The following is a 13,299-nucleotide window of genomic DNA, read 5'->3' on the forward strand; positions in this document are numbered from 1 at the left end:
CAAATAGCGAAAAGCTAGCTAATTGCTTGCTTCACGCCAATCCGTCCCACATCCTATTCGCTATTCGCTATTCGCTATTCGCTATTCGCTATTCGCTATTCGCTATTCGCTATTCGCTATTCGCTATTCGCTATTCGCTATTCGCTATTCGCTATTCGCTATTCAGCTCCCCAACCCCTCAAACAGCGCCGTCGAGAGATACCGCTCCGCAAAAGACGGGATGATGATGACGATGTTCTTGCCGGCATTTTCCGGCCGGCTGCCGACCTTGATCGCGGCGGTCAGAGCCGCGCCTGAGGAGATGCCGACGGGCACGCCTTCGAGCCGGGCGATCAGGCGGGCCTGTTCGAAGGCCTCGTCATTGGTCACGGTAACGACCTCGTCATAGATGCCGGTATCGAGGATCTTCGGCGCGAAGCCGGCGCCGATGCCCTGGATCTTGTGCGGGCCGGGATTGCCGCCTGAGAGCACCGGCGAATCGGCGGGTTCGACGGCGATGATCTGGATCTCGGGCTTATGGCTTTTCAGCACCTGGCCGACGCCGGTGATCGTGCCGCCGGTGCCGATGCCCGAGACGACGATATCGACCTTGCCCTCGGTATCGTTCCAGATTTCCTCGGCCGTCGTCTTGCGGTGGATCTCGGGGTTAGCAGGGTTTTCGAACTGCTGCGGAATGATGGCGTCGGGAAGCGACGCTGCCAGCTCCTCGGCCCTGGCGATCGCGCCCTTCATGCCCTTCGACCCTTCCGTCAGCACCAGCTCGGCGCCGAGCAGCGCCAGCATCTTGCGGCGTTCGACCGACATGGTTTCCGGCATGGTGAGGATCAGCCGATACCCCTTGGCGGCGGCGGCAAAGGCGAGTGCGATGCCTGTGTTGCCCGAGGTCGGCTCGATCAGAACCGTCTTTCCGGGGGTGATCCTGCCCTGCGATTCCAGGCTTTCGATCATTGCCACGCCGATGCGGTCCTTGACGGAGGCGATTGGATTGAAGAATTCGAGTTTGCCGATCAGGTTTGCCACCACGCCCTTTTCCCGCGCCAGTTTGTCGAAGCGCACCAGCGGCGTGTCGCCGATGGTCTCGGTGATCGAGGAATAAATGCGGCCGCGGCCGGGTTTGTGCGACATGGTGCTCTCCCTTTGGACTTCGGTCCCTGAAATCGAGGAGGAGAATAGGGTCAAAGACGGAATGAGACCAGAGCCCGTTCGTCCCGGGCTGGGGTGGCGGAGAGAAAATAAGCTTTGAAAACCGTTCCTTGACGGATGTTTATTTCACGCAGCCCGCGTGGCGATGAAGGCTGCCGTGCCGGCAAGGATGCCGGCTGCAACCCGGTTCAGCGCCTGCAGGGCGCGCGGCTGTTTCAACATGGTGCGGGCGCGCGCCGCAAGCAGCATATAGGGCACCAGCACGGTGATCAGCACCACGAAGGTGACGGCGAGCAGAAGCGCATAGTCGCGCAGGGTGATATTGCCGATATCGATCAGCGTCGGCGCCAGCGCGACATAAAACAGCATCGTCTTCGGGTTGCCCAGCGTCACCAGCAGGCCCGAAAGGAAGGACAGGCCGACATTGCCGGATTTTTTTGCGGCAATATCCTGCGGCAGCAGCCCTGCCGTCCACAGTTTCCAGGCGATGTAGCCGAGATAGAGGGCGCCGGCGATCTTGATGATGAGGAAAACTTCCGTGAAGGTCTGCGCCACGAAAGCTAGGCCCAGAATGACCGCGGTGAGATAGGTCATATCGCCGAGCACCAGGCCGAGACCCATGAAGAAGGTCTCGCGGAAATTCGAGCCGAGCGCACGCGCGACGATCGCGGTAATGCCGGGCCCCGGAATGGCCGCGGCGATGAACAACGCTCCGGCATAGGCAAGCAAGGCGGCAAGGCTCATCTGTGGCTCCTCTTCCCCGGCGTTTTACATCCCCCGGGCCTTGCCATCAATCCGCTGGCGCTGATGGGTCCATCACGAGAAGAAATGCTTGCCGCCGCGTGCCTGCGCAGACATCTCAGCCCTGAAGCGCCCACGGCCGTAGCCAGCGCGGCGTCCAGCCGAGATTCATGCCGGCGGCGGCCAGCAGGATGATTACGGCGCCCGCGACCTGCATCGGCTGGAGCGCATGGCCGAAGGCCAGCCGGTCGACGAGGATCGCGGCGATCGGATAGAGGAAGGAGAGCGCCCCGGTCAGATGCGTCGGCAGCCGCTGGATCGCGCCGTAGAGCAGCACATACATCAGCCCGGTATGGACGACTCCGATCGTCACCAGGATCGCCCAGCCGCCGGCATCGCCGGGCAGTTGCGAAAACTCCGTCATCGGCGCCAGCATCAGCATGCCGGTTGTGACCTGGATCAGCGCGATCAGATGCGGCGGCGTGCCTTTCAGCCATTTCGCGGCAAGAGCTGCCAGCGCGTAGAAGAAGGCCGCACCCAGCGCCATCAGAATGCCGAGGCCGTAGCCATCCATTCCCCCGCCGGCCTGAGGTTTTGCCTCGACGATCGCCGCCATGCCTGCAAAGGCGAGCGTCAGCCAGAACAGCTTGGCGGCGGTGATCTTTTCGCCGAGGAACAGCGCCCCGAGCACCAGCAGCATGAAGGGCTGGGTGTTGTAGACGGTCGTGGCGATCGAGATCGTCGCATGCGAATAGGAGGCGAAGAGCAGCAGCCAGTTGACGACAATGGCGACGCCGCCGAAGACGGCGATGCCGAAGGCGCGCAGCGTGATGATGCCAGGCCGCAGCAGCCCGAGGGCGCCGCAGATGACGAGCAGCGTCATCGAACCGAACAGGCAGCGCCAGAAAACCACACCGCTGACCGGCTGGCCCGACATGACGACGAACCAGCCGATCGTCCCCGAGATCAGCATCGCTGCCGTCATTTCCACCGAACCTCTTTTGATATCGCCGCTCATGGTAGCCTCCGTTTTGCTCGGACGATTTTATTGCGTTAGCAGCTGGTTCCATATAGAAACAAGAAGGATAAAAACGGCTTTTGCCTAATCATTGAAGGGAAAATAATTACCGTGCCTAATGGTGTGCTGGAGCTCGATGATATCGATCAGTCCATTCTGGAGGCGCTGGCCGGCAATGCCCGGATTTCGCTGAAGGAGCTGGCGCAGCAGGTCGGGCTTTCCTCGCCGAGCGCTGCCGAACGTCTGCGCCGGCTGGAGGAGCGCGGCGTCATCAAGGCCTTCACCATCGATCTCGACCCAGCCGCCGTCGGCTATCCCCTGCAGGCGATCGTGCGGGTGCGGCCGCTGCCGGGACAGCTGCACATTGTCGAGCGCATCATCCAGGACATTCCCGAAATCGTCGAATGCGACAAGGTGACGGGCGAGGATTGTTTTATCGCCCGCCTCGTGGTGCGCTCGATGGCGGAGCTCGACGGCATTCTGGACAAGGTCGCCGAACGGGCGGAAACCAACACCTCGATGATCAAATCGTCGCCTGTCAAACGTCGCCTGCCGCCGCTCTCACGCGGGAAACAGGATCGCTGAAACGGTCAGAAATCCGCCAGTGGCGAGAGCATGGCCGGAAAATGCGGGGTGACATCGCCGAGCCCACGCTGCATCAGTGTTGTGGTGCTTTCCAAAGGCTGTGGAGTACCCACCCAGTCCAGTTTCTCCGGACGGAAAAACACGTCAATGCCGGCGGAGGCGATGTCGAGTCCGCCGAGGATAGCGGCAAGTGATGGGATATCGCTCGCGACGACGTCGAGAAGGCTGAAGCGACCCGCCGCATCCATTTTCCAGGCGATGACTGCTTGCTGGTCTTCGAGGAAGCTGACACGGATCTCGGGATCGATCTGCGTATTGATGAGAAACATCGCCGCATTTGTAGTCACCGAGAGCGTCGTCGAAACGGGGCTGCGCGTTTTCAGCAGCGCTTGCAGCAGGGCAAGATCGTCCGCATTCGTCGGCGAAAGCGGCAGGGCCGGTGCGGCTGATGTCGACGGAGCGGGGGCGGCCCCTTCATAGCGGTGCAGCGGTATCGAGCGGAAACCGTAAGGCTCGTAGAGCGAGGGCTTGTCGGTGTAGAGGATGACGGCCTCGAAGCCCTGCTGCTCGCACCAGTCGAGCGCTTTCACCGTCAGGTCGCGATAGAGCCCGCGACCGCGCCACTGCGGCCGCACCGCGCCGGATTGAAGGCCGGCGGCATGAACGACCCTGCCATTGATGACGAAGGGCAGCGCAAAGGCGGAGATATTGGCAGCAAGCTCGCCTGTGGCATCGAACCAGCCGAAGGGCATGCTGGTAGGGTCGGGTCCGCCGAGATGCTTCAGCGGGCCGATGTCAATGCCGAAAATATCCTGAAGCAGGCGCACCAGCGCTGCCCAACCAGCGGGGTCGCCGAAATAATCTTGTCGGAAGGTTAAGCCCGTGCTGTCGAGGCGCTTTGCCATCAAACGCCGGTGGAGCCGAAGCCGCCTGCGCCGCGCGCCGTTTCGCTCGCCACTGACAGTTCCGTCACCCGCGCCTGGGTCACCGGCGCGATCACCATCTGGGCGATGCGCATGCCGCGTTCGATGACGAAGGCTTCCTCGCCGAGATTGGCGAGCAGCACTTTCACCTCGCCGCGATAGTCGCTGTCGACGGTGCCGGGCGAGTTCAGGCAAGTGATGCCGTGTTTGAAGGCAAGGCCGGAGCGCGGCCGCACCTGTCCCTCGAAACCTTCCGGGATTTCAAAGATGAACCCCGTCGGCACCAGCGCCCGCTGGCCGGGTGAGAGCGTCAGCGGTTCGCCGTCGGCGACGGCGGCGCGCAGGTCCATGCCGGCCGCCCCCTTGCTTTCATAGGCGGGCAGGTCGAGGCCTTCGCCGTTGGCCAGGCGGATGAGGTTCAGCGTCGGCCTGAGATCGTGATGAATGGTCATGACCCATTACTTTGCACCTCAACGGGTAAGGTCAATTGCATTGGCGGGCTTTAATCGCTAGGTAAGCCGCAATTCCACAGGATTCACACTATGGCCGAAAGTCTCGCCGAGGCGGTCTCCCGCCGCCGCACATTCGCTATTATCGCCCACCCGGACGCGGGCAAGACGACACTCACCGAAAAGCTGCTGCTGTTCGGCGGCGCCATCCAGCTTGCCGGCGAAGTCAAGGCGAAGAAGGACCGCATGCAGACGCGCTCCGACTGGATGAAGATCGAGCGCGAGCGCGGCATCTCGGTCGTCACCTCAGTGATGACATTCGAATATAACGACAATGTCTTCAACATCCTCGACACGCCCGGCCACGAGGATTTCGCCGATGACACCTATCGCACGCTGACGGCCGTCGACGCCGCCGTCATGGTCATCGATGCCGCCAAGGGCATCGAGCCGCGGACGCTGAAGCTCTTCGAAGTCTGCCGCATGCGCGATATCCCGATCATCACCTTCATCAACAAGATGGATAGGGAAAGCCGCGATCCCTTCGAGATCCTCGATGAGGTCGAAGAGAAGCTGGCGCTGGATACGGCGCCGATTACCTGGCCGATCGGCCGTTCGAAGACCTTCTGCGGCTCCTATCATCTCGCCAACAGCACCGCCCGCGGTTCCGACACCGAAGTCGAGACGACGCCGGTCAACGGCCCGCAGGCAGTTGCCGACAGGCTGCCGGAAAACGAACGTAAAGCCTTCATCGACGAGACGGAGCTTGCGATCGAGGCCTGCCGCCCCTTCGACCGCGATTCTTTCCTCGAAGGCCATATGACGCCTGTCTTCTTCGGCTCGGCGCTGCGCAATTACGGCGTTCGCGATCTCATCAATGCGCTCGGCGAATTTGCGCCGCCGCCGCGTGACCAGGTCGCCGATACCAGGACCGTGCACGCGACCGACGACAAGATGACGGCCTTCGTTTTCAAGATTCAGGCGAACATGGATCCGAACCACCGCGACCGCATCGCCTTTGCCCGCATCTGCTCGGGCAAGCTCGAGCGCGGCATGAAGGCAAGGCTTGCCCGCACCGGCAAGCAGCTCGGCCTGACGGCGCCGCAGTTCTTCTTCGCCTCGCAGCGCCAGCTCGCCGACACCGCCTATGCCGGCGACGTCGTCGGCATTCCCAACCACGGGACGCTGCGCATCGGCGATACGCTGACCGAAGGCGAAGCCCTGGTCTTCCAGGGCGTGCCGAATTTCTCGCCTGAAATTCTGCGCCGCGTTCGTCTCGAAGACGCAATGAAGGCGAAGAAGCTCAAGGAAGCGCTGCAGCAGATGGCCGAGGAAGGCGTCGTGCAGCTGTTCTCGCCGGAAGACGGTTCACCGGCGATCGTCGGCGTGGTCGGCGCCCTGCAGCTCGACGTCCTGAAGGAGCGGCTGATGGCCGAATACGGCCTGCCGGTCTCCTTCGAAATGTCGCGTTTCTCCGTCTGCCGCTGGATCTCGGCCGACCAGCCGGCCGATCTGGAAAAGTTCCTCACCGTCAAGCGCGGCGATATCGCCCGCGACCTCGACGGCGATCCGGTCTTCCTCGCTCAGGACGCCTTCTCGCTGCGTTACGAGGCGGAGCGCTACCCGGCGATCAAGATGGTCGCTATCAAGGAATATCACGCCGCCAAGGCGGCGTGACCGGGAGTCTTGGAAGCGTGGGCGCTGCGGCTATTTTTCCCGCATCGCCCGGCGGAAGTTCTGTGTGATCGGCTCGGCGAGGTAAGAAAGCACGGTGCGGGCACCCGTCCGGATCATCGTCTCGCTCGACATGCCGGGCAACAGCTTGCGGCCCTCCAGCTTGGCAAGCTCGCTCTGGTCGATCACAACGGTCGCGGCGAAATAAGGCGCGCCGCTGCGCTCCTCCACCATCCTGTCGGCCGATACGATCTCCACGACACCGTCGAGCGGCGGCAGGTTGTAGCGGGCAAAGGCCGGAAAACTCACGCGCGCCGGCTGTCCGGGAGCGATCGTCTCGACGTCTTCCGGTCTGACCATCGCCTCGATGACGAGCTGCTGTCCCATCGGGACGATCGTCATCAGGGTCTCGCCGGGTTTCACCACGCCCCCGGTCGTATGGACCTTCAGGTCCATGATGATGCCGTCAACCGGCGCGACGACGTTGGTGCGGGCGAGCACGTCTTTGGCGGAGCGTTCTTCCTGCCTGAGGTCAAACATTTCCGCTTCGACTTTGCTCAGCTCCTCGACGGCCTGGTTCAGCTGCAAGGTGTTGAGGTTGAGGATCTGCATGTCGATCTCGGCCATGGCGCTCCTGGCGCGAGCGATGGCTGCGACATTGGTCGCGCGCTCCCCTTCGACTTCCCGCTGTTGCCGTCTGAGCAGCAGCCAACGCTCGCGGGTGACGAGGCCGCGCTTGACAAGGCTCTCGAGATCCCTGGTTTCGCCTTCGAACACCTCGATCTGCTTATCCTCGGTAACGATGAGTTCCTGCAGTCCCGTTATCTCTTCCTCGGTCTGGCGGCGGCGCTGGCTGAGGATCTCTCGCTCGTCCTTCAGATTGTGGTGTTTCGCCGAAAACACGTCACGTTGAGCGGCCACCGCGTCCTTTGCCGATTTGGTGGGGTTTGCAAGCAGCGCCGGATCGAACTCGATCTCGGCTTTGCCGTCGCGCTCGGCCCTCAGGCGAGCGGCCAGCGCCTCGCGCGTCGCGATCCGGTTCTGGACCAGATCAAGCCTTGCCCTCGCCTGCGTGTCATCGAGTTGGAGGAGGACCTTGCCGGCCTTGACGATGTCGCCGTTGGCGGCGGTCAATCCTGCAATGATCCCGCCCTCGAGGTGCTGAATGAGCTTGCGGTCACCGGCAACCTTGACAAGGCCGGGCGCCACTGCGGCGCTGTCCAGCGGTGCAAGCGTCGCCCAGCCTCCGGCCATGCCGAAGAACAGGAACATGATCGCAAAGCCGGTGAAAGTTAGGCCCGTGAGCCGCAGCGGGACCGGTGCAACGGGCGGCGAAACGGGTAATGGAACGACCTTCAGGTCCTTTTTCATGGCGGTTTCGTTCCCTTGCTACTTCGCCACGATCGTCGGCATTTGAGCGACCTTGCGCACGCGCGCAGCGAGCTCATTGAAAACATGGTCGCGTGGGCCGAAGAGATCCTGCTGGCCACGATTGAGGACAAGGATCTTGTCGACCGTCTCCATGATGTTCGGTCGATGGGCGATCAGGATGACGGTCGTGCCCGCCGCCTTGATCGTGCCGAGCGCAGATATCAATGCCTCCTCACCGTCGCGGTCGAGATTGGAGTTGGGTTCGTCCAGGATGACGAGCGCCGGATCGCCGTAGAGGGCCCGGGCCAAGCCGATGCGCTGGCGCTGTCCTCCGGACAGCACCGCGCCGGATTCGCCGATTTCGGTGAGATAACCTTTCGGCAGTCCTTTGATCAGTTCGTGAACGCCCGCCAGCTGCGCGGCCTTGACGACCTTGTCGAAGATCACCGGGCTGAGTTTGGCGAAGCGGCAGATATTTTCGGAAACCGTCCCCGCGAAGAGTTCGATATCCTGGGGCAAGTAACCGACATGATGGCCACGGTCCTCCGCCGCCCACTGGGCGACATCCATGCCGTCGAGCAGCGCACGACCGCCGGAGGGGCGCCAGGCGCCGGCCAGTATGCGCGCCAGGCTGGTCTTGCCGGCCGCACTCTGGCCGATCAAAGCCATGGCTTCACCCGGCTCGAGATGGAAGCTGATCCCTTTCAGGATAGGTTCGCCGCCCTGCCGGGAAAGCACGATATTGTCGGCCTCGAACCTCCCGGTGGGCCGCGGCAGCGCCAGAACCGGGGTCGCCTCGGGGTGCTGGCCTGCAACGGCGGTGAGGCGCCGGTAAGCGGCCCGCGCTCCGACTGTCGCCTTCCACGTGCCGATCGCCTGTTCGACCGGCGACAATGCACGACCCATCAGGATCGAGGCTGCGACCATGATGCCGGGGGAGGCTTCGTTGCGAAGAACGAGATAGGCTCCAAGTCCCAATATGCCCATCTGCAGGGCCAGCCGGTGACAACGGGCGATGGCGGAGATGATGCCGCCGCGGTTGGCGGCAACGACCTGGCCCTTGTTCGCTTCGTCCTGCTGCAGCTTCCAGCCTTCCAGCAAGGGTTTCAACATGCCCATCGCCTGGACAACCTCGGCATTGCGGATCGCCGCCTCGGCCTGGACATAGGCGCGCGACTGCGCGCCGGCAGCCTCGGTCAACGGCTTGCGTGTCAGCCATTCATTGAGCAGGGCCAACACGAAAAGCACCCCGCCGCCGCAAAGCGCCAGCCAGCCCAGCCAGGGGTGCATGAAGAAGATGGCGGCGAAAAACAAAGGCGCCCAGGGCGCGTCGAGGATTGGGAAGATGCTTGGGCTGGTAAAAAAATTCCGCACCTGGTCGAGGTCCCGCAGCGGACGGGCATTGGCCTGGCCGGGTGCCGAGGCGGCATATTCCACCGATGCGGTCAGCAGCACCGGCGCCAGGCGTGCGTTCATCCAGGATCCGACCTTTGCCAGAAGACGCCCGCGCACCACCTCCAGCCCCGCCATTGCCACAAGCGCGCCGGCCGCCATCAACGAAAGCATCGCCAACGTCTCCAGGCTGTGGCTGGACAGCACGCGGTGGTAGACCTGGAGCATGTAAAGCGCCCCGGTCAGCATCAGCACGTTGATGCCCCCGCTGAACCAGAGAAGCGGCCGGATGGCGCGTCTGGCTTCTTTCATCACCACCTGCAGGGCAGGGGGCTGTTGCTTTGTTTTCATCATCATGTCTCTGGGTACGAGATTACATGCGAATGCAAAGACAGTGAGGGGGCAGTCTTGGCTGCCCCCGTTTGGTCAGTTGTCAGGCGACGTCGACAAGGATGTGCTGCATCGCTGTCTGATCGCCATCGGCGTCCACCACATTGAAGGCGAAGTCGAGATTGGCGTTCGGCGTCTGCGTCACGGTCGAGGTGAAGCCGATATCGGTGATCTTCAGCACGTCGTTATCGGTGGCATCGAAGTCGACCAGACTTGACGCCGCATTGCTGCCGCCATTGGCGCCGGTCACGCTGTTGAGGTCGATCGCCGCAGCGGTGCCGGTGATCCCATTGCCCGACTGCATGATTTGCGCACCCTGCAACACGTAGTCTTCGCCGGCGGCGTTGTAGTCGTTCTGCTCGACAATCACGAGGCCGTCATTATTGTCGAGCGTGAACTCGGTATTATAAGGCGCCGGAACCTGGCCGGTCTTGTAGATATCGGCGTTCGACACATACATCGCCCGGGTGATCGTCGAGTTGTCGTCCGCGTTGCCGGCGATGTTGTCGGCGCCGTTCTTGTCAATCAGGTTGAGGATCAGCATCAGATCCTCGCTGCTGCCGATGCCGTCGAACTTGATGGCCATCGCGCCGGCGGTCGCCGTCGGGGTTGTGACTTCGTTGGCGATGCCGACATTGCTGTTGAAGAACCGCAAGGTCAGCAGTTCGTCTTTCTGGATCGTGTCGCCCGCAACACCGTTGGTGCTCTGTGTTGCTGAGACCCAGGTTTCGTTGGTGTTGCTGACCATCTCGTGAGCGTCGGGGGTGAAGGTGGAGTCATTGGATGACCCCTCGCCATTGCTCGTGAGGCTGAACGGGTGGGATTTGTCGATCAGGTTGCCGGTGAACTGTACGTAGAAGTCTTCGTCCGCCGTTGTGTTCGGATCATCCGCCTGCAGTTTTTCCACCACGATCTCAGGATGGCCGGTATTGCCCGTCGGCTCCTTGGACAAGAGTTCGCTGGTGTGGAGCACGTCGAAGCTGAAGCCTTCGAGCGGATCCGTCAGCTGGATCGTGTAGGTGTCGGCGACCTTGTCGAAGACCAGGGTGCCGCCTGCCGTTCCGACCTGGTTGCCGGCCGCCGGGTCCTTGTCATAGGTGAAGGTGAAGTTGAACGTCGCGGAAGTCAGGCTCTCCGAGGCGAGCGTTACATTCGAACTGAGAAGACTGCCGCCGCCGCCGCCGGTGATCGTGCCGGTCAGTCCGATCTGGACGCCGGCTGTCTGGGTGTCCTGGTCGACGAAGTCGGAGCCGCCATTCGTATAGAACGCGGCCGGATGAATGTCCGCGCCGATATCATAGCCGAAGGCGCCGCTCGCCGATGCGTTGAGTACATTGGCCAGGGTCTCATGCTCGATAGCCAGAGTAGCCGGGTTACCGTCGAACGGCTTTGTGATCGTCGGCCCGTCATCCTCGAAGTTGAGGTTCTGGCCGATATTGCGGATGGCCGAGGCCTGATCACCGTCACGGTCGGTGATGGTGGCGGTCAGGGTGACGAGGTTGGCGTTCGCCAGGGTTCGGCTGTCATCCGGGTCGCTGGCATTGGCATGGACGATTGCCCTTTGCTGGTCCAGGGTGACGACGCCTGCAGTGCTGACGCTGACGGTGAAGACGACCGCGCCGGCGACGGATCCGGCGCGTCCGACGACATTGCCGCCTTCGAGGTAGAGCAGCACGGACTGGCCGGTTGCGGTGTCGGTGAGGCCGCTGGCACTGCCGGCCTGGCTGATGCCGAGCGCATAGGTGGTGGCCGCGGCGCCATCGGCCCCCGCATTCGAGGTGAAGGAGGTTGAGAAGTCACCGGTGGCGTTGGTCGTCAGGACGGTCTCGTCGACTGTCACCTGCGGTGGAGTGCCGCTTGCCGTAATACTAGGCCCGTCATCTTTGAAGTTGAGGTTCTGGCCGATATTGTGGGTGGCCGGGGCGTGATCGCCGTCACGATCGGTGATGGTGGCGGTCAGGGTGACGAGGTTGGCGGCCGCCAGGGTTCGGCTGTCATCCGGGTTAGTGGCGTCCGCATGAACGATTGCCCGCTGCTGATCGAGGGTGACGACGCCGGCAGCGCTGACGCTGACGGTGAAGACGATTGCGCCGGCGGCGGATCCGGCGCGTCCGACCACATTGCCGCCTTCGAGGAAGAGCAGCACGGACTGGCCGGTAGCGGTGTCGGTGAGGCCGCTGACATTGTTGCCCTGATTGATGCCAAGCGCATAAGTAATGGCGGCGCCGCCGCCATCGGCCCCGGCATTCGAGGTGAAGAAGGTCGAGAAGTCGGCGCTGGCATTATCCGCCAGCACGGTCTCGTCGACTGTCAGTTGCGGCGGGGTGCCGGTTGCCGTGATGCTCGGCCCGTCATCGTCGAAGTTGATGAAGGAGCCAACTTCTTCGTTATAGGCGTTACTGACGTCACCGCTGAAATGCACTTCCTTGACATCGAAATAGTCATGCCCGGCGTCGATATTCTTGATGGTGAAACGGTCGAAAGTTCCGCCAGCCCCGCCGGCGGTGGCGAAGTCGACCGTCACGCCCTCGCCGACATTGCGAAGGATCAGCCCGGTTCCTGAGAGATCGACAGTAATGCCGAGTGCTGCTGCTGTCGTTGCCACACCGTTCAGCTTGAAAGTTACGCCGGTGATATTGATCTCGGTATCGTTGTCGTCAGTGGGGAACGAAGCGCCCTCCACATTGTCGTTATTATTATAGGCATGGATCTCCATGTCGGCGACGCTGCTGGTCGGCGTCGACTGCGAGACCGAAAAACCGGCGCTCGAGACGTTCTCGATGTGCGAGCCATAATCGGGTGCAGTCGGCGTGTCGGTAAAGCTTTTCCCCGCACTCTGGATGCCGCCGGTGATCAGGTCGATCTGAAGTTCACGGCCCTCGCGCACGTCTTGAGAGGCGACGCCAAGGCCTTGGGTGCTGACATTGACTTCCGCCTGCACGCCATTGTCGTGTGCCGTCACCAGGATCTTCTGCGGGCTGGCGGCGTCGGCGTCGAGAATATACCAGTTGTTATGTCCTGAAGGGGCATCGCCAAGCTGGCTGAAATTCACCACCGTGGTTCCGGTGACCGAGGCGAACACCTTGTTGGTCAGATCAATGCGGTCGTCGGCGTTGTTCACATCGGGATGGAGCAACGGCACGTATTGGACGGTATAGAGGTCGGCGTTGGTGGCGCTGGTGCTGAGGAGCGCCAGCGAAAAGGCGAGCGGCCCCCCGGCGGCCGGCGCGGTGAGCGCGTCGGACGTGCCGATCACCCCGATCACGACGTTTGCATGCGTTGCATCTTGGAACAGCCAAACGTATTTGCCGTCGACGGTGCGAATGCCGCTGTTGACGCCGACCGTGGTGGAGTATGGGGTCCCGGAAGAGTTCTGGGTGAGAACCACCGAGGTGATGGTTTCCCCGGCGTTGGCCGAGGCCACGACGAAATTGCTCTGGTAGGCGACTTCCGGCGTGGTCAGCCCACCGGCAGCGTCGAGGCTCAACAGATATTGCACCGTCGCATTGTTATGTGGCGCAATCGCTGGGTTGACGTCGTCGTCCTGGAAACTGGGGGTTTCGTCGATGATGAGATCTTGAGTTGTGATATCGAGTGCCATGGAGCTTCTCCC

Annotated in this window: 10 protein-coding genes; 2 read left to right on the plus strand and 8 right to left on the minus strand. The window is 62.3% G+C overall.

Annotated elements, in window-relative coordinates; genetic code table 11:
- Window positions 1-162: 162 nt before the first annotated feature.
- The 3 genes from cysK to NXC14_RS01615 all read right to left on the minus strand — a co-directional run bounded on the left by cysK (window position 163) and on the right by NXC14_RS01615 (window position 2,902).
- Window positions 163-1,125: a cysteine synthase A gene (cysK, locus tag NXC14_RS01605; RefSeq protein ID WP_085776677.1), complete on the minus strand. Its 963-nt coding sequence runs from the start codon at window positions 1,123-1,125 to the stop codon at window positions 163-165.
- 144 nt (window positions 1,126-1,269) lie between these two features.
- Complete coding sequence (locus NXC14_RS01610; RefSeq protein WP_085776678.1) at window positions 1,270-1,887, minus strand: LysE family translocator; 618 nt, start codon at window positions 1,885-1,887, stop codon at window positions 1,270-1,272.
- 115 nt (window positions 1,888-2,002) lie between these two features.
- Entirely contained in the window at window positions 2,003-2,902 is a 900-nt protein-coding gene (locus NXC14_RS01615; RefSeq protein WP_085776679.1) for a DMT family transporter, read from the minus strand.
- Window positions 2,903-3,013: 111 nt separating this feature from the next.
- Here NXC14_RS01615 and NXC14_RS01620 point away from each other — a divergent pair, with 111 nt between their 5' ends.
- On the plus strand, window positions 3,014-3,487 hold the full coding sequence (locus tag NXC14_RS01620) for an Lrp/AsnC family transcriptional regulator (protein ID WP_085776680.1): 474 nt from the start codon (window positions 3,014-3,016) through the stop codon (window positions 3,485-3,487).
- A 5-nt stretch (window positions 3,488-3,492) separates the two neighbouring features.
- Here the strand turns inward: NXC14_RS01620 and NXC14_RS01625 are convergent, their stop codons facing one another.
- Together NXC14_RS01625 and dut are read right to left on the minus strand one after the other, a co-directional pair.
- Entirely contained in the window at window positions 3,493-4,392 is a 900-nt protein-coding gene (locus NXC14_RS01625; protein ID WP_085776681.1) for a GNAT family N-acetyltransferase, read from the minus strand.
- On the minus strand, window positions 4,392-4,862 hold the full coding sequence (gene dut / locus NXC14_RS01630) for a dUTP diphosphatase (protein ID WP_085776682.1): 471 nt from the start codon (window positions 4,860-4,862) through the stop codon (window positions 4,392-4,394). The genes NXC14_RS01625 and dut overlap by 1 nt, the downstream gene beginning before the upstream one ends.
- Window positions 4,863-4,952: 90 nt before the next feature.
- Between dut and NXC14_RS01635 the strand changes: the two genes are divergently transcribed.
- On the plus strand, window positions 4,953-6,536 hold the full coding sequence (locus NXC14_RS01635) for a peptide chain release factor 3 (RefSeq protein ID WP_085776683.1): 1,584 nt from the start codon (window positions 4,953-4,955) through the stop codon (window positions 6,534-6,536).
- 30 nt (window positions 6,537-6,566) lie between these two features.
- Here the strand turns inward: NXC14_RS01635 and NXC14_RS01640 are convergent, their stop codons facing one another.
- The 3 genes from NXC14_RS01640 to NXC14_RS01650 all read right to left on the minus strand — a co-directional run bounded on the left by NXC14_RS01640 (window position 6,567) and on the right by NXC14_RS01650 (window position 13,287).
- On the minus strand, window positions 6,567-7,787 hold the full coding sequence (locus NXC14_RS01640) for an HlyD family type I secretion periplasmic adaptor subunit (RefSeq protein ID WP_245362146.1): 1,221 nt from the start codon (window positions 7,785-7,787) through the stop codon (window positions 6,567-6,569).
- A gap of 135 nt (window positions 7,788-7,922) precedes the next feature.
- Complete coding sequence (locus NXC14_RS01645; RefSeq protein WP_085779933.1) at window positions 7,923-9,647, minus strand: type I secretion system permease/ATPase; 1,725 nt, start codon at window positions 9,645-9,647, stop codon at window positions 7,923-7,925.
- A gap of 82 nt (window positions 9,648-9,729) precedes the next feature.
- Window positions 9,730-13,287, minus strand: a complete 3,558-nt coding sequence (locus NXC14_RS01650; RefSeq protein WP_085776684.1) for a DUF5801 repeats-in-toxin domain-containing protein — start codon at window positions 13,285-13,287, stop codon at window positions 9,730-9,732.
- Between the last annotated feature and the right edge of the window lie 12 nt (window positions 13,288-13,299).

The organism is Rhizobium sp. NXC14, assembly GCF_002117485.1.
GTDB lineage: Bacteria > Pseudomonadota > Alphaproteobacteria > Rhizobiales > Rhizobiaceae > Rhizobium.